This is a genomic window from Ferruginibacter profundus, from assembly GCF_054783275.1.
This window is the reverse complement of record NZ_BAAGQW010000001.1, coordinates 1-18568: the sequence shown is the minus strand read 5'-3', so window position 1 is coordinate 18568 and position 18568 is coordinate 1. Positions and strand designations below refer to the sequence as shown.

Here is an 18568-nt window from a genome sequence, read left to right as displayed (position 1 = left end):
ACTTTTTGTTAGTATGATTTTAAAAAGGCCCTTTTGTGTTATCAGTATTTCAGGTAGTTATCAACCAGGTGTATTACCGTTCGGTTGGAAAGGTTATTGCTTTGCGCTGTTACCAATCTTGCTTTACGGTTATAGCCATCTCCCAGTTCAAAAATTCCGCCGGGGTATAATATCGAAAACGTGACCGGGTCTCCAGCTGTATTTTTTAATAAAGAAGGATAAGAACCAATATCATTTCCGTTGGCAATTACGGTACGCTTATCCAATATGTGGTAATTAATAAAGTTTTCTACTTTTAATTTATCTGCCGTAAGCGTAGGCGTAAAGTTGGGCACGCCTGCAGTGCCTGGCAACATACCATCATTAATTGCCTGCACAATGGATGCTTTGTTGGGCACAAAAATTGTATAGAAAGAGCCCGCCGTTATGCCGGTGATCTCTGAGGTACTGGTATTAAAAAGGGTGGAATTTTTAAGGTAGTTCCAGAAGTAATTAAACTCAGAAGCAGCAGGTGTACCTAATGCTTCAAGATTTTTACCAATAACCAGGTAAGGAAAATACATAAGGTCGTTAATGTAAACCACCTGGCCATTCAATACCTTCCGTACGCTGTCGATCCTCACTGTTAAACCCCGTTCTGCAGTACCCGCCGTAATTACCTGGTTACCGTTATACTTAATATACTCACCACCATAAGAACCGATGATACCACTAAAGCCCGCCTGGCCAATATTAGCCAGCTCATTATTAGGTGTTTCAATAACACCTGAATACAACATCCTTAGTAAATTCAACCTGTTACTGTCATTGGTTGATGTAGCACCTCCAACAGGGTTAGTAAATACCCAGCCATTAGATCCGGCATTATAACTATACCCCCTGGCCGCCAATACGGCATCAGACATCATGAATAAAGTATACTTTACATTAGGGTTAGTGATGGTGCTTTTTATTTCCATATCCAGCAGCCTTGTCATTAAACTGTAACGGGGATCTAAGTAAGCTTTGCCGTATACGGTAGAAAACACATTCGGTTCATTAACTTTTTTGGTGCCATAGAACATACCATTACTCAATACCTTCTTTTCAACAATATCTGTTGCAGGATTCATTTTTGCTGGTTCGCCTAAAAAGTTATAAGTGCTGTTGAACTTACTGGGCCATACTGTACTTTGCCACATGTGTGCATTGATGAGATCGGCAATGATACTTATTGGTAAAGAATTGATGCTTGGATATTGCTGCAACACCACTGTATTAATGTACTTGCTTAAAGAATCGTTGGTAGGCACAAACATCGTCCAGCCATCCCTTTGAGCATCATTATCCTGCAGCTTAAAGAAATTTTCATTGTTAGGAGAAAATGCTAACAGGTTGGAATACACTTTTACCATTACATCCTGCGTACCGCCATTCAGTACCTGGTAGCGGTGGGTGGCATCGGTATTTTTAATGAACAATACCATAAACTGCTCCAGTAAACTTCTGAAGAGGCTGTACTCCGGTTTATTGCGTAAATACTGGTCAATGCTTTTGGCCGGTGTTACCACTTTATCAATAATATGTATCACCCCATTTTCAGCAGGAATATCTTTTTGTGTAACTTTTGCGTTGGCAATATTAAAACCGGAGAAGGTTGAATTAGGATAGAAATAATTGTAATCAGCTGCAGGAATACCTTGTGCCGCAAAATATTCGCTGGTAAAGCAGGGAATATATTTATTACCATTATCCGCAAATATGTAATAGCCTGTATTGCTGGAGTTATTATTCCTGTTGGAAGCTACAGCTTTATAAGCTGTACCGGTGTAAGAAGTATCATTATAAAAACCGGTATAATATGCAGTACGTCTTTTAAAAGCGTTGTCAGGCACCCATCCTAAATTAGATTGATAATCATTGATACGGTCTTTTTCAAAACCGTTAAATACCAGGAGGTATTGCACAATCATTTGTGCTGTGGTGGAATCAACATCAGCAGTGGTATTAAATCCACGGCCTTTTATGAATGCAGCGTATTCAGTATCTGCAGTAAAGGCAGAATCAGTTGGTGCAAAAATTGTCCAGTAACCTGCCGAGGCTAACGTTTGTTTGTACCCTGCTTTATCTATCAACGAAATAAAACTGGAAAACTTTCCCTGGTCAGCCAGTTGTTTGTAAATAGGGTCGGCAAGGTTTGCAGGCCTTGCATAGTAATCATCAAATTTCTTTTTGCAAGAAGTAAGCAATGCAGCAAACACTACTACATACGCCAGCTGGTAAATTTTTTTATGCATATTAAATCCTACTTTGAGATAAATAATTTTATTATTTATACTAGTATGCCATAGAAAAAAAAATCACCTTACACAATTACAAATGATGCCGAAAATATCCTGGAATTGTAAAATCCGGAAATGGATTTTGTGTGTGAGCAAGAAGGTTTATTTTTCTCATATAGCAGTTCGTATTCTTTTTCGAAATAAAATATCTTCAGATCGAAATTGCTGACAATTTATTTTGGCTTTACATTTATAGCAGCGAATGATGTTAGCCTGATACTAATCAATTGTTAACAGCAGCAAATTAACATTTGCTTAATAGGTGACTATCCTGTGGCATCCTGTAAAACTGTTGCTGACAGTGGCTTATCCACAAACCTGCAAAACAATATTTATTAATATCAGAAGCGGAGAAAGTTGTGTTTATGACAGCATAAAAACCGTCATGGTTTTGGGGCCATGTGCACCAAGTACCAGCGACTGTTCAATATCGGCAGTTTTAGAAGGGCCTGCAATAAAAACACCAAAATCATAATGGTTATTGCCAATCAATTGATAAGCTTCGTGCATATTGCTTACCAGGTCTTTTTTATGAAGTACTACTGCAAGGTGCTGACAAATAAAAGGCAAGGCTCTTATCTTCATTTCATCGCCGGTGACCCATACCGAACCGTTTTCTGCCACACCGAATACTGCTTTTACAACAGCCACTTCAATATTTTCCAGGAAATGAGGGTCTAAATGTTCGTCCAGCATTTTAATTTCATTCAACCCCGGTAATGTAGTCACGTAATTTTGATGATTACTGAAATTATTTTTCACATATTCAATAATCTCATCCGTATTTTTTATTTCCACTATTTTGCCGCCAATGGTGGTAAGCACCGTTGCAAACTGCAGCAAATTATCATCGTACCTGATAGCATTAAGCTGCTCCAATTCCGGTAATTGCTGCAATGCAGGCTGATTGGTTTTTACTGCTGCTAATATTTTTTCTCTGCTGCTCATTTCCTGTTCTTTTTATACCATTCTGTAAATGATTGCTTTGGAGGAGCCGGCAGATCTCTTTGCTTATACCAGGGGTTTAACCTGTTATTCACCAAAAAAGGAAGGTGCTTTATAACCCATCTTGCAGCCTTTCCACCCATATTAAATAAACCGGGTTTTGATAATATTACCGCCATCACTTTCATGGCTGCTGTTTTTGTTTTGGGAGAATACCCCTCTTTGGTGATCTCCTGCCGCCACAGGTACAATTGGTTATGAATATCAATCTTAACCGGACAAACATTGCTGCAACTGCCACAAAGTGTGGAAGCAAAAGGCAGGTCGGCATATTTTTTCATATCCAGGTTAGGGGCAAGTATAGCACCGATTGGCCCGGCAATGGCGGTATGGTAACTATGTCCGCCACTTCTTCTGTATACCGGGCAGGTATTAAAACATGCGGCACAGCGAATGCATTTTAATGAATTGCGAAATGATTCCCTGCCTAACTGTACGGTGCGCCCATTATCTACGAGGACGATATGTATTTTTTGATTGGTGTTGGGTTTTTTAAAATGACTGGAGTAAGTGGTAATAGGCTGGCCTGTTGCACTACGGGCCAGCAGCCTTAAAAAAACACTTAGATGTTTTCGTTGCGGAATAATTTTTTCAATACCCATGCAGGCGATATGCACATCAGCCAGGTGTGCGCCCATGTCTGCATTGCCTTCGTTGGTACACACTACAAACTCCCCTGTTGCTGCTACTGCAAAGTTTACACCGGTGATAGCGATCCTTCTCGTTAAAAATTTTTCCCTTAAATGTATCCTTGCAGCATTCGCTAAAAACTTAGGATCTGCATTTCCTTTCGGGGTATTTAAATGCTGGTGAAACAACTCTCCTATCTCTTCTTTTTTCCAGTGGATACAAGGCAATACAATATGGCTGGGATGTTCGTTAGCTAATTGTACAATACGTTCACCCAGGTCTGTATCTACTACATCAATATTATTTTTTGCCAGGTATTCATTTAGTCCACACTCTTCCGTTAGCATCGATTTACTTTTAACAATCTGGCTAACCTTATTTTCTTTTAAAATAGCATGTACAATTTCATTGTGCTCTTTTCCATCTGCGGCCCAATGTACAATGATGCCGTTTTCCTTTGCCTTTTCTTCAAACTCTATTAAATACGCATGCAGGTTACTGAGTACATTATTTTTAATGGCAGAAGCAATTTCCCGCAGTTGTTCCCATTCAGGAATTGTCCACGCCGCTTTATCTCTCTTCTGGCGTATCCACCATAAAGTTTCATCATGCCAATCCACCCTCGCTTCATCTTTGTTGAAGATGGCGGAAAGTTCAGGATGTGTGGCGTTGGTTGATGACATCTGTTGTGTTAATTGATTTATTGGTTTATTGGTTTATTAGTTTATTGGTTAATTAGTTGCCGGAAGCTTATTGACCATTCACGACTCACGACTCACGCATTGCTGTTCAAAATCTCTGCAATATGCTTCACCTTGATGTTACTTTTCTTTCTTTTTAAAATACCTTCTAAATGCATCAGGCAACTCATATCTCCTCCCGTTATCACTTCCACATTATTTTTTTCATGGTCTGCCACACGGTCTTTTCCCATCTTGGCGCTTACTGCTTCTTCCACCACGCAAAAGGTACCACCAAAACCACAACATTCATCTACCCTGTCTAATTTCATCAGCTCAATACCTTTTACTTTTTTCAATAGCAAATCATTTTTCGAAAAAGGTTCTGCAACCAGTTCACTCATTTGCGAAGTATGCAATCCCCTTTGTCCGTGGCAACTCTGGTGAACGCCTACTTTATAGGGAAATGAAGCTTCAATAGCATCTACTTTTAAAACATCCACTAAAAACTCTGCCAGTTCATACACCGTTTTTCTTATGGTTGTGGCAGCCGCTTCGTCTTTAGTACTGTGCAGGTGATCTTTGATGTGTAAGGAACAACTTCCCGAGGGACAAACCACATAATCGTAGCCGGCAAAATTTTCAGTGAACAGGTCGTTGCAGGATTGTCCCATTTTTTCGTACCCGGAATTGGCCATCGGCTGTCCGCAGCAGGTTTGATTTAACGGATAGCCCACTGTACAATTAAATTTCTCTAAAAGCTCCAGCGTTGCAATAGCTACCTGCGGGTAAAACTGGTTGACATAACAGGGTATAAATAATCCTACATTCATCACGCTATAGTTGGCTTTGCATAAAATTTTAAATCAATAATATCTCCGGGTAAAGGTTTTGTATTCCAGTGTTTGTGTATAGCCAATGCAGCACCTACTGATGTAGCCTGTGCTACTGAAGCCGCATAAATTTCCATTTCAGGAAAAGCCTCTGCCAGTAAATGCATGTAAATAGAATTCTTGCTGAATCCGCCATCTACAAAAATGCGGTTTACATTATCATCCTGCAGTACCAGTTTGGTAGAAGCTAACTGCTGCCACATAATATCCAGAATCAAACGGTGGTAGGCCGTTTCATAATTCTTATAATCCGCTAAGTCCCTCTCTGCAAATTTTATTTGCGGCGCTGCCGCAGTATCACCTGTAAGCGCCTGAATTATTTTTTCATCATACGCCACCGTTTTATAATTATCCTGTGCGGTATTAAAATGCTGTGCCAGGCGCTTTGTTTCAATTTCATGTTCGTTACCTGCAAATAAGCGGCTGGCTTTTACGGGCTCGCCACGGTAACTCATATAACAAAGGCAATCCTGTTTCAGTTCATCTTCTGTTAAAGGATGTTTATTAAAAGGATTGAGTGTGATACACCAGGTGCCGGTTGATATCAGCACAAATGGTTCGCTGAAACAAGCCAGGTAAGGAATTAATGCCGAAGAAGAATCATGTAACCCGATGCCCACTTTAAAATCTTTCCAGAAAGCCCTTGCATCCACAACATCCGCAGAAGAAAACAATGGCGCCAGTTTTTCGGCTATTCCTTCACGTAATACCCATTCGTGGTAATTATCCTGCGGAAAATTCCACAAGCCGGTATGGCAGCCAATACTGGTAATATCACTGTAAGCCTGGTTGGTAATTAAATAACTTAAATATTGGGGCAGGTGTAAGGAATAATGTATCTTTTTAAATATTTCGGGGCGCTTGTATTTTAAGCGGTACAATTGCATACCCGAATTTAAATTACCCAGCACCGGCGATGCAGTGATCATGGAAACCGGTATCTCACCGCCATAGTCTTCGTAAAATTTTTTCTTCAGGTCTTCGGGAAAGGGCTTCAGGTAATTGTACAAGGGCACCACGGGTTTCCCTTCTTCATCAATATGAACAAAACTGGCGCCATAGGCAGAAAAGTTGAGTGCTTTAATATCAAATTCTCCCAACTCAATTAATTCTTTTAAGGAATCTCTTCCCCATGCCGTGAGTGCTTCTAAATTTTCGCAGGGGTCGCCATCTTCGTCTACGGTTTCGGTAAACTGCAAGGTTTTTTCATACACAATCCTGTAATGTTCATCAAACAGGAATAGTTTTTTGTTGGTTTTACCAACATCAAAAATTGCTATGACGGGAATGCTGTTCATTGTCGTGAGTGGTGAGACGTGAGATATGAGTGGTGAATCATCAGAAGTCAGTTACTGATCGTGAACGCTGTTTTACTCACGTCTGACGATTCACTACTCATGCTACAAACCTGTTGCCACAGTATTTGTTCCTCTGTCTTTAATTAATTGTGCTCTTATTTTTTCATTTCTGAAAAATGATAATGGGTCCAATGCTGCTCCTGCCCTCAATCTTGCTTCTGCAACTATGGAACGTACATCTGTACGGAAAGTATTCTGCAATACTTCCTGTGCTGCCACCACATCATTATTCATTTGTGCCTCGTTCAGTTTTTTTCTATCTACCAGTAACGCATGCGTATAGGCGATCATGATCGCTTCTACGGATTGCAACAGATCTTCTAACGGATCTTTTACATTATGGCTGGCATCTATCATCCATCCCAGGTCAGTAGCATGATTCATACCCTTTGCATCCATGCCTTCCACCAGTTCATTAAATATCAGGAACAACTGGTAAGGTTTCATACTGCCCACAGTAAGATCATCATCGCCATACTTGCTGTCGTTAAAATGGAAACCGCCTAGTTTTCCTTCCATCAGTAATAAAGAAACGATCTGTTCAATATTAGCGTTTGGCAAATGATGGCCAAGGTCAACCAAAGTATAGGCTTTCTCTCCCAGTTTATTGGCATACAATAAAGATTGCCCCCAATCGCCTACTGCCATAGAGTAAAAATTAGGTTCATAGGCTTTGTATTCCACAAACACTTTCCAGTCGGCAGGTAATGCGGCATAAATTTCGTGTAACCCTTCCAGTGTATTTTCAAAAGCCCTCCTGAAATTTAACTGGCCGGGAAAGCAACTGCCATCCGCCAGCCATACTGTTAAGGATTTGGAACCCAGCGCCACCCCATGTTTGATCACTTCTATGTTATGTGCAATAGCTTGTTTGCGAACAGCTTTATCTACATGTTGCAAAGAACCAAATTTGTAACTTTCTTTTTGGCCCGGTTGATTCTGAAAAGTATTGGAATTCACCGCATCAAATAACAAACCATGTTGTGCAGCTAATGCTTTAATAGCATTGGCATCGGTGGGTATATCCCATGGAATATGTAATGATATAGCTCCGCTTGAATTATTCAATGCATGCAGCAAACCCACATCTTCAATTTTTTCTTCCAGGCTGCCCGGTTCGCCTGCGCCGGGGAAACGGCCAAACCTTGTACCACCTGTACCCAATGCCCAACTCGGTATTGCCACCTGGAAATCCATTAATTTTTTTATGATCGCTTCCACATTATCAATACCAGCTGCTGTAAAATTAAACTTGCGCTGGTGTTCGGCTATTGCTTTACTATTGCTGTCGGCAATCAGTTGTTTATCTAATAACATTTGTTGTTGTTTTTATCGTGAGTGGTTAGTCGTGAGACGTGAGCGGAGCTTTAAAATTAATGCTTTATTGTTGTTTCCCGTTGTCACTTTTTAACCTTATAAACTTTATTACTTTACCCGTCATGGCAAATAAAAAACTTCCTGAAGGGGAACACTTACCGGAGAATTATCCGGATTACTTTCCATGATATCTCCCATATATTGCCACCATTTTTGCATTACGGCATGAGCAGGTAAATTATCCAGTGCTTTCGGGTCTTCTGCTTTTAAAACCCCGAATAAACTATACGTTGTTTCATCCAGGAAAATAGAATATTCACTAATGCCTGTTTGCTTTAATAACTCCACCAGCTCCGGCCATATTTCGTCATGGCGCTTTTGATACTCTTCCTTTTTTCCGGCAAACAGTTGCATTTTAAATGCTACTCTATGCCCCCTAAGTCCCCCTGAAAGGGAACTTTGAGCCCCTGCATTTTCAGCGCTCTTTTCATAACTCATACTGAAAATATATTTAGAAGTTGTTGTTTAAAAAATAGAGGTTGACAGATTAGAAAATCATCAACCTTTTTTTGATTGCTTATTGCTATATATAAAGAGATGATCAGCGTAAGAATGCCATCGCCACTCCTCCATCCACGTTCAGCACATTACCGGTTGATTTATTCAACAAGCCTCCTGCGAATGCAAAGCAGGCATTGGCAATATCTTCAGGTAAAATAGCTTCGTTGAGCAAAGTGCGTTTAGCATAGTAAGCCGGTAATTCTTCCACGGTAATACCATAAGCTTTGGCACGGCCTTCTGCCCAGCCACCGGCCCAGATATTGCTGTCGGCAATAACCGCATCCGGGTTAACGGTGTTTACACGTATCTTATCTGCCCCCAATTCTGCAGCCATCAATCTTGTTAAATGCGCCTGTGCTGCTTTTGCCGAACCATAGCCGGCATTGTTTGGCCCTGCCACTACTGCATTTTTAGAAACAATATTAATAATATCACCACCGATATTTTGCTTACGCATAACGGCAATGCCTGCCTGCGAAACCAAAAACTGTCCTTTTACTAAAATATCGTATAGTTTATCCCAGTCGGCAATGGTATGATCGGCAATTGGTTTGGATGTACTGATACCTGCATTGTTTACAATGATATCCACACCACCAAAAGCCAGCGCTGCGCTTTCCATTGCTTTGTTGATGGTTTCTAAATTAGTAACATCCAGCATTACTGCTGCTGCATTATCCTTTCCAAATAGTTTTTGAAATTCGCCCGTTGCTGTTTGCAACCTTTCTTCATTAATATCATTGATGATCACGCAGGCTCCTTCTTCTGCAAATTTTTTGGCGATTGCTTTACCAATGCCACCGGCACTTCCGGTTACCAATGCAATCCTGCCACTTAATGGTTTTGCTTTAGGCATACGTTGCAGTTTCGCTTCTTCCAGTAACCAGTATTCAATGTTGAAAGCTTCCTGCCTTGGTAAAGACGTATATTCAGAAATGGCTTCTGCACCTTTCATTACATTGATGGCATTGATATAAAATTCTGCGGCTACACGTGCGGTTTGTTTGTCTTTTGCAAAAGTAAACAAGCCCACACCAGGGTATAAAATCACCACCGGGTTGGCATCTCTTATTGCAGGACTGTTGGGATGTTTGCAGGTATTGTAATAATCAGCATACATTTTACGGTAAGCTTCAAACTCCGGCTGCAGTTTTTCTTTTATTGCGGCTACATTATTTAAATCTTCGTTTGCGCTTAATGGTAATACCAGCGGACTGATCTTGGTACGCAGGAAGTGATCGGGGCAACTGGTACCCAATGGTGCCAATCTTGCCAGGTCATTGGAATTAATAAATTCCAGGGCCCTGTCATCATCTGTAAAATGACCGATCATTTTTGTTTGCGAAGAGCAAAAGCCTCTTAACACAGGAGCCAGTGCTGCGGCCTGTTTCAGCCTTTCTTCTTTTGATAAGGATTGTATTTTGGCACCGCCGAATACCGGGCCTTTTTTACCATAATTATCATTTAGGTAGTCAGCACAACGCTCAATTACTTCTAAAGTATTTACATAACTTTCATAAGCCGTATCGCCCCAGGTAAATAGACCATGAGAACCTAACATGATACCACGGATACCCGGATTTTCATCCAGGCATTGTTTTAATTGCAAACCAAGGTCAAACCCGGGCTTCTGCCACTCCACCCATCCGATAGAACCATTGAATAATTCCTGTGTGATCTTTTTGCCATCTTTGGCTGCAGCAATAGCTATGGCCGCATCGGGATGTAAATGATCGATATGTTTGAATGGTAAGAAACCGTGTAAGGCCGTATCAATAGATGGTGCTTTAGAAGCCAGGTCGTAAATGCAATGGTTGAACAATTCCACCATTTCATCTTCGTAGGCAAGGCCCCGGTATACATTTTTTAAACTGCGTAAACGATCAACATATAATGCTGCAAGGCCACTCTTTTTTAAAGTACCGATATCGCCACCACTTCCTTTTACCCACATTACTTCTGTTTCTTCTCCCGTCAACGGATTTTTTGCCATTGCTTTACAAGAGGTATTACCGCCGCCATAGTTGGTAAGGCGCAGATCGGCTCCTAATAAATTGGAACGATAAATAAGTAAGGCTACTTCATCTCCCGCCATGGTGGCCGCTTTAGCCTCATCCCATAAGTAACTTACGTTTTTAAATTGTGCTGTTTGAACTGACATAGAATGCTATTTAAATGCTTTAATATTTTATTAGCCACGGATTTCACAGATTAACACGGATTGTTTTGCCGTTGCAAAATCAATAGCTTTATTTCATTGAGTTTCCGATACCTACTATTATTACCGAAGCCAGTATGGTTAAAATACCAACGATAATTGTAGTGGTTGTTTTTTTACTTACGCCTTTCCATTCTTTTAATACTATACCCCATGTGTTGGCCACCAGAATGATGAACGACATGTGCAATATCCACGAGCTGGCGCCATTGCCCATTTTACTTTCTCCCATACCATAAAAGAAAAATTGCAGGAACCACATCGTTCCTCCCAAAGCACAAAGCAAATAATTTTTTAGTAAAGGAGATTTTTTATTGGTGTAATCGCCAAATGATTTGTTACGTGCATTCAATATCATGCACCAGATAAAGTTGGTGGTTAAACCACCCCATAGTATCACTACAAAGATCACGTTGTTACGAAACAAAAATTCGCCCTGGCCGGGGTTTGCATTTTTCCATATTTCGTTTGCCGTAACGCCCATGCTGCTGCCGGCCTCAATACCAAAACTGAAACAGGCGCTTAACACACCTGATATGATGGCGAGTATCAAACCTTTCACCAACAGGAATTCGCTGCCTGATGCATCAATATGCGATTTTTTCGCCAGTGTTTCGCCATGTGCGCCAATCGCTTCTGTATCTGTATGCAGTTCTTCATTCTTCACCAGGTCTTTATCCTTCATGCCACCTGCTTTACCGCAGATAATGATACCTATGATACAAAGTAACAAGCCCAGCATAACTGTTAAACCCCATGAGGTGCCAAACAGATCAGCAATGGTATCTTTACCTGTTTTAGGATTAAAATAATAATATACAGCAGGTACCAATGCACCAAATACCGAACACAATCCTAAGATGATGGAACTACCCAGCGATACACCCAGATAACGAACGCCAAGGCCGTAGGTTAAACCACCGATACCCCATAATAAACCCATTAAAAATGTAGTGCCCAATACTCCGGAAGAAGAAGCTTTGATGATGTCCATGAAACCGGGAATGGTAAGATAAGCAGCAAGTGGTGGTACGATCAGCCAGGAAAATAAGCCGCCAACGATCCAGAAACTTTCCCAACTCCAGCCCTTAACTTTTTTGTAAGGCATGTAAAAACTTCCCGACGCAAAACCTCCAATGAAGTGGAAAATAACACCCAAGATAACTCCCATACGAATCGTTTTTTAGATATAGCTAAGCAATTTTGATGTAAAATATAATGAATTCGGTTGGGCAGCATCATGCACTATCATGTAACAAAGAGTGGCAGAACCGGATAAGGTTGGAAAGGCAGAGGGTTACGGGTTATGGGTTACGGGTTACGGGTTATGGGTTACGGGTTACGGGTTATGGGTTACGGGTTACGGGTTACGGGTTATGGGTTACGGGTTACGGGTTATTTGATTGTTTGCGAAGCATTGAACGGTTATTATTAAACTAACAATCAAATAACCCGTAACTTTCCTAACGCTTTGCTCCTGCTGTGCTGCCATACTGATAAAAAGGTTATTTTTGTTCAACAGATATGATACAACAACAGAATTCGACTGCCAATGCTATCTCCATTTAACAAGATCATCTATATCGACGAGTTTTCGGCAACGCCAAAGTACCAGCAGCTGGCCAATTGCATTATTAAAGCCATTGAAACACAGAAACTGCAGGTGGATGATGTATTGCCTTCTATTAATGAACTGAGCTTTGAATTTGAGATATCGAGAGATACGGCAGAAAAAGGCTATCGCTACCTGAAAAAAACGGGCATCATCGGTTCTGTTCCCGGCAAGGGGTATTATATCAAGAATATTGATGTGGGCCAGAAGATCAAGATCTTTTTAATGTTCAATAAACTGAGTGCCCATAAAAAAATTATTTATGATGCCTTTGTAAGCACTTTGGGCGATGCCGCCACCATTGATTTTTATGTGTACAACAATAACTTTTCCCTGTTTAAAAATTTATTGCTGAACAGTAAGGAAGATTATAATTATTATGTGATCATTCCGCATTTTATGGAAGGCTCGGAGAATGCCCATAAAGTACTGAATAATATTCCCAAGGAAAAGCTGATCTTATTAGATAAACTGGTGCCCGGTGTTACCGGTAATTACGGCGCTATCTATGAGAATTTTGATAAAGACATTTATATAGCATTGGAACAGGCCTTGCCCAACCTCAGCAAATACCACACCCTCAATATTATTTTACCGGAGTACACGTATCATCCCAACGAGATCACCACAGGCTTTTCAAGGTTTTGCCAGGAGTATGCATTTAACCATAAGATCGTACACAATATCAGCAAAGAAGAAATCAATAAAGGCGAAGCCTATATTAATTTAATGGAAGACGACCTGGTATTGCTGATTGAAAAAATATTGGATAAAAAATTAAAGATCGGCAAAGAAGTAGGTGTGATCTCTTATAACGAAACTGCACTTAAGAAGATCATCTTAAATGGTATCACTACCATCTCCACCGATTTTCAGATGATGGGAGAAAAAGCAGCGGAACTCATCCTCAACAAATCTGTTGAACACATTGAAGCCAGGTTTTATTTAACCATGAGAAACTCTTTGTGACAAGGCGTGATTTGGGATTCACTGCGTGAATTGTTTTTTTGCCACGGATTACACAGATGTACACGGATTAAAAACACGAATTATTTTATAAGAAAAGGGTTTCAAAGATTGAAACCCTTTTGTATTTTATAATTCTTAAAAATTCGTATTATAAATTATACTTCCACCCTCTTCATCTTAGGTACTAAAAAATGCATGATGAGCCAGCCCAGTAAATACGACAGTGCACAAACAGCAAACATAATATAGTACGCCGTTTCTATCTGGTTGATGGCCCTGTAGTGTACAAACATTTGTTTTTGTACAAACAGCGATAAAAATATACCCCCCAGGCCACCAAACATACCACCAATGCCCGTTACAGAGGCCGTGGTTTTTTTAGGAAACATATCACTCACTGTAGTAAAGATATTGGCACTCCATGCCTGGTGTGCCGCAGCCGCTATACCAATTACCAATACAGCCCACCACATATCTATCTTACCCAATACCAGGGCAAAGAAAATGGGCAACACACAAAATGCATAGATGAGCATGGAAGTTTTACGGGCTTTAAAAACCGGCCAGCCTTTTTTTATTAAGTATAAAGGCAGCCAACCTCCACCAACACTTCCTATGGTGGAAATGATATATACTGTTGCTACGGGCCAGCTTGCCGCCTGCAGTTTAATTTTGTATACGCTTTCAAAAAAATCGGGTAGCCAGAAGATATAGAACCACCAGATAGGATCGGTTAAAAATTTTCCGATAACATAAGCCCATGTTTGTTTATACCCCAATAATTTAAACCAGGATACTTTTACACCGTCGTCAACGCTTGATACGGCTTCATCTTTATCACTTTCTATATATGCCAGTTCTGCATCGCCCAATCTTTTCTGCTTTCTTGGGATTTCATAAAAATACATCCATAATACTAACCATATAATACCAAGCAATCCCGTAATGATAAATGCCGTTTGCCAACGATAGTTTAATAATATCCAGGGTACTAAAATAGGCGTAACAATGGCGCCGATGTTTGCACCCGAATTAAATATCCCCGTAGCCAAAGCCCTTTCCCTTTTTGGAAACCATTCTGCCACAGATTTAATGGCAGCAGGAAAGTTGCCCGATTCAGTAAGCCCCAATGCACCTCTTACAATTTTAAAACCGGTAACCGTACTTACCAGTGCGGTTGCTATACCTGCCAGGCTCCACAGGCAGGTGTATAATGCGTAACCTATCTTGGTACCCAACTTGTCAATGATGCGGCCGGCACCAATCATACCCAAGGCATAAAATACTTTAAAAACAATTTCCACATCGGCATAATCACCATCCGTCCAACCTAATTGCGAGGTAAAGGTTGATTTCATGAAACTGATAACGTTTCTGTCAATATAGTTTATGGTAGTAGCAAAAAATATCAGCCCGCAGATCGTCCACCTGTATTTCCCTATTTTTTCGTTTAGCATAATCGTTTTTTATAAAAGATAAAGCCACCGGGTTAGGTGGTGGCTAAGGTATAATATTATTTCCTGGCTTCTTTAATAAGGTCAAAACATTGTTTGATCTTAGTTTCCAAAGTAGCGTAATCTTTTTCTTCCATAATTTTTTTGGTAATCAGTTTACTGCCCATACCTACAGCGCAAACACCTGCCGTAAACCAGGCCGATAAATTACCCAGGTCAAGATCCACACCACCGGTTGGCATAAATTTTAAATTGCGGAACACTTCTTTAATACCCGCCATAAACTCGGGGCCTAAAATATTACCGGGAAATAGTTTGATCAATTGAATGCCGTTATTCTCTGCAGTAATAATTTCACTGGGCGTCATACAACCCGGTGCATAAAATATGCCTGTTGCTTTGGCCAGGTCTGCCACCCCCTGCTCGTAACCGGGACCAATTAAAAAATCTGCACCGGCATCAATAAAAGCCTGCGCATCTTTGGTATTTTTTATAGTACCGATACCCAGTTTCATGCCGGGTAATTCAGCATCACGTACGGCCTTCATGGCTTTAAAATTCTGCAATGCATCATCGCCACGGTTGGTATACTCCAGTGATTTAACACCGCATTTGTACAGGGTTTTCATCAGGTCTATACTTACCTGTGTGTCTTTATTAAAGTACAGGGGCAAAAAACCCTGTTCAATAACGCCATTTAATATTTCTTCTTTGCTTGCCATTTTTAAATTGTTTTAAAAGATGAAAGTACCAACAAATTTGTAATGATGCCGCAATCAGGTAAATTGTATTTACGCAAACGATTCCGTAAATTTAGCGATAATTAAGTTGCCAATCCTTGTTGGTTAAGCAATTAATAATCATCTTTGGTGCCTCAAATTATCTTTAATCAGAAATACTATTTAACGATGGCTAAAAAAGTTGTTACTCTCGGAGAAATCATGTTGCGTTTATCTACTCCCGATTACAAACGTTTTGTACAGGCAGATTCTTTTGATGTTACCTATGGCGGTGGTGAAGCCAATGTGGCTGCTGCTATTTGCAATTACGGAGAAAATGGAACCTTTGTAACCAAAGTACCTAACAATCCCATCGGCCAGTCTGCCATTAATCATTTGCGCCGTTATGGTGTGGATACGCAATACATTGCCCGTGGCGGCGACAGGCTGGGTATTTATTTTTTAGAAACCGGTGCTTCTATGAGGGCATCACAAGTAGTGTACGACAGGGCCGGCGCTTCTATTGCCGATGTAGACATCAGCGAATTTGATTTTGATAAAATATTAGACGGTGCCGATTGGTTTCATACCACGGGTATCACACCTGCTTTAAGTGATAAAGCAGCAGCGTTAACCATGGCGGCATTAAAAGCAGCCAAAGCAAAAGGCATTACCACCAGTATTGACCTTAACTACCGTAAAAAATTATGGAGCAAAGAAAAAGCACAAAAGGTAATGACGGAATTGTGCCAGTATGTGGATGTATGTATAGGTAATGAAGAAGATGCGGATACCTGCTTAGGTTTTAAAGCAGCGCATACTGATGTTACCAAAGGCGAACTGAACCTGGATGGTTTTAAAGATGTGTTCAACCAGATGCAGGCGAAATTTAATTTTAAATTCATCGCTTCTTCTTTACGTGAAAGCTACAGTGCCAGCGATAATGGCTGGAGTGCATTGGTGTATGACGGCAAAGATTTTTACCACACCAAAAAATACAACGTACGCATTATTGATCGTGTAGGCAGTGGCGATAGTTTTGCCAGCGGCTTGATTTACGGCCTGGTTACCGGTATGAGCACCGCTGATGCAGCGGAATTTGGTGTAGCCGCTTCTGCATTAAAGCATACTATTCCCGGCGATTTAAATCACGCTACTTTAAGCGATGTAAAAGAACTGATGAAAGGCGATGGCAGCGGCCGTGTGCAGCGTTAATTGGTTAATGGGTTGATTAGTTTATTGGTTAATTAGTTTATTGGTTAATTAGTTTACAGGACCAATTTCTGTAATTCGTTTTAAAAAGTGTAATAAAAATATTATGATCGTAGATACAGTAGCTAACGCTTCCAGGTACACCGGCATCCATCCTTTGTTTGCCAAAGCATTTGAGTACATCAACAGTACCGACCTGGCCAATATCGAAATTGGCAAGTATGATATTGCCGAAGGTTTAAAAGCGATCTTTTCTGATAAGGCAGGCATGTCTGCAGCAGAATCGATTGCCAAGTTTGAATGCCATGATAAGAACATCGACATACAATTATGCATTAAAGGCAAAGAAACCATTGGGTGGAAACCACGTAATAATTGTACTGCCCCCAAAGGCGACTACAATCCTGAAAAAGATGTGAGTTTTTATAATGATGTACCGGATATGTACTTTCAGCTAACCAATGGGCAGTTTGCCATTTTTTTTCCCGAAGATGTGCATGCGCCGATGATTGCAGCAGATGATAATACGATACGAAAACTGGTGATTAAAGTAAAAATATAAAATGAAAGAGCCTTCGCAAGAAGGCTTTTTTGTTAGGCTGAAATAAAACAAAAAAACATATTAGTATTTTTATTAGATTGCATTTACGCAACTCATATTAAAGCAAAAGCAATTGCGTTTATTTTTTTTAATACTTAAAAATTAACACCTTATAAAAATAAACGCAAGTCTGGTTGAAAAAAAACATGCGTATATTTATGAGTTGGCAGCAAGCTTAATGCGACACTCTATAGATTAAACAAACCTTGAGAAAGATTTTATTTTACATCATATTGACTTTAGCCATTTTGACAATTCCTGTTTTAATTTATGGAATAATCAACACAATGGTTAGCCTAAAATATGAGACTAAAAATTCAAGCGATTGTATCTCATTAGTAACAGGGCAAGACTTATGTAGGGCAGTTGCGACAATGAAATTTATAATTAGCTTTTGTGTATTAGTTATTCTCGGACTTTTGACATTTAGAAAACGACTTTTAAAAACCAATAAAAATGAGTAAAATACTTGGTCTTGACTTGGGGACAAATTCAATTGGTGGGCTATCATTGACGGTGACACAAACAGTTTAATAGAATGTGGTACAAGAGTGTTTCCGACAACGACAACCAGACAGCAGAAACGAATTAAAAGACGAGTTCTGTCAAGGAGAAACTATTGTACTGAAATTCTTGAAAGATATTTTCATAAAAGTAAGTATTCACCAATTTTGACAAGCCTCTCAGCTTTGACAGTCTTGACTTTAATGTTGTCTTTTATTAATAATAGTAACTGGCAATTTTGGTTGAACATTTGTTTGACTGCATTACTTACGACGTTGACTTTACTACATCAAGACAAAGAAAAGTAAATAGCTATGACAAAGAAAGCCTGCTGCCAACAGGTGGTTTTCGGCAAGTGTGGCTGGACATTGTAACTTCAACTAATTGTGTCTCGTCCTGAAATAGGTTGACTACAAAATCAACCAAAATGGAACTCAAAGACCAGATCATTCAAGAGTATTTAAACACCGGTTGTGGTTACCGTAAACTACAGGCCAAGTATGGCATTAGCCGA

At 40.1% G+C, this 18568-nt stretch carries 14 protein-coding genes; 3 read left to right on the top strand and 11 right to left on the bottom strand.

The annotated features are described in order from the left end of the window. Positions 1-41: 41 nt before the first annotated feature. From ACYVM0_RS00070 to ACYVM0_RS00030, 9 genes are all read right to left on the bottom strand, one after another. The gene (locus ACYVM0_RS00070; protein ID WP_460550582.1) at positions 42-2276 is read right to left on the bottom strand and encodes a fasciclin domain-containing protein; all 2235 of its coding nucleotides are present in this window, start codon (positions 2274-2276) and stop codon (positions 42-44) included. A 408-nt stretch (positions 2277-2684) separates the two neighbouring features. Then, complete coding sequence (locus ACYVM0_RS00065) at positions 2685-3269, bottom strand: LutC/YkgG family protein (protein WP_460550579.1); 585 nt, start codon at positions 3267-3269, stop codon at positions 2685-2687. Continuing rightward, on the bottom strand, positions 3266-4639 hold the full coding sequence (locus ACYVM0_RS00060; RefSeq protein WP_460550576.1) for a lactate utilization protein B: 1374 nt from the start codon (positions 4637-4639) through the stop codon (positions 3266-3268). The genes ACYVM0_RS00065 and ACYVM0_RS00060 overlap by 4 nt, the downstream gene beginning before the upstream one ends. 92 nt (positions 4640-4731) lie before the next feature. After that, positions 4732-5469: a (Fe-S)-binding protein gene (locus ACYVM0_RS00055; protein ID WP_460550573.1), complete on the bottom strand. Its 738-nt coding sequence runs from the start codon at positions 5467-5469 to the stop codon at positions 4732-4734. Then, a complete protein-coding gene (locus ACYVM0_RS00050) occupies positions 5469-6827 on the bottom strand; it encodes an FGGY-family carbohydrate kinase (protein ID WP_460550570.1) in 1359 nt (452 codons plus the stop codon). Before ACYVM0_RS00050 ends, ACYVM0_RS00055 begins: the two co-directional genes overlap by 1 nt. Before the next feature lie 102 nt (positions 6828-6929). Continuing rightward, complete coding sequence (locus ACYVM0_RS00045; RefSeq protein WP_460550567.1) at positions 6930-8204, bottom strand: sugar isomerase; 1275 nt, start codon at positions 8202-8204, stop codon at positions 6930-6932. A 120-nt stretch (positions 8205-8324) separates the two neighbouring features. Beyond that, on the bottom strand, positions 8325-8702 hold the full coding sequence (gene rhaM, locus ACYVM0_RS00040) for an L-rhamnose mutarotase (protein WP_460550564.1): 378 nt from the start codon (positions 8700-8702) through the stop codon (positions 8325-8327). Positions 8703-8805: 103 nt separating this feature from the next. Then, the gene (locus ACYVM0_RS00035; protein ID WP_460550561.1) at positions 8806-10926 is read right to left on the bottom strand and encodes a bifunctional aldolase/short-chain dehydrogenase; all 2121 of its coding nucleotides are present in this window, start codon (positions 10924-10926) and stop codon (positions 8806-8808) included. Between the two features lie 88 nt (positions 10927-11014). Further along, positions 11015-12154, bottom strand: a complete 1140-nt coding sequence (locus ACYVM0_RS00030) for an L-rhamnose/proton symporter RhaT (protein ID WP_460550558.1) — start codon at positions 12152-12154, stop codon at positions 11015-11017. A gap of 381 nt (positions 12155-12535) precedes the next feature. Here ACYVM0_RS00030 and ACYVM0_RS00025 point away from each other — a divergent pair, with 381 nt between their 5' ends. Then, the gene (locus tag ACYVM0_RS00025) at positions 12536-13564 is read left to right on the top strand and encodes a GntR family transcriptional regulator (RefSeq protein ID WP_460550554.1); all 1029 of its coding nucleotides are present in this window, start codon (positions 12536-12538) and stop codon (positions 13562-13564) included. A gap of 155 nt (positions 13565-13719) precedes the next feature. Here ACYVM0_RS00025 and ACYVM0_RS00020 read toward each other — a convergent pair whose 3' ends face one another. Together ACYVM0_RS00020 and ACYVM0_RS00015 are read right to left on the bottom strand one after the other, a co-directional pair. Next, positions 13720-15021 carry an MFS transporter gene (locus ACYVM0_RS00020; protein WP_460550551.1) on the bottom strand — a complete coding sequence of 434 codons (1302 nt, stop codon included), beginning with the start codon at positions 15019-15021 and terminating at the stop codon, positions 13720-13722. 56 nt (positions 15022-15077) lie between these two features. Next, on the bottom strand, positions 15078-15740 hold the full coding sequence (locus tag ACYVM0_RS00015; protein WP_430989277.1) for a bifunctional 4-hydroxy-2-oxoglutarate aldolase/2-dehydro-3-deoxy-phosphogluconate aldolase: 663 nt from the start codon (positions 15738-15740) through the stop codon (positions 15078-15080). A gap of 186 nt (positions 15741-15926) precedes the next feature. Here ACYVM0_RS00015 and ACYVM0_RS00010 point away from each other — a divergent pair, with 186 nt between their 5' ends. Together ACYVM0_RS00010 and ACYVM0_RS00005 are read left to right on the top strand one after the other, a co-directional pair. Continuing rightward, positions 15927-16952 (top strand): PfkB family carbohydrate kinase, encoded by a 1026-nt coding sequence (locus tag ACYVM0_RS00010; protein WP_430989278.1) that lies wholly within the window; start codon positions 15927-15929, stop codon positions 16950-16952. Between the two features lie 103 nt (positions 16953-17055). Next, positions 17056-17511: a NanQ anomerase/TabA/YiaL family protein gene (locus ACYVM0_RS00005; protein ID WP_460550547.1), complete on the top strand. Its 456-nt coding sequence runs from the start codon at positions 17056-17058 to the stop codon at positions 17509-17511. Positions 17512-18568: the final 1057 nt, after the last annotated feature.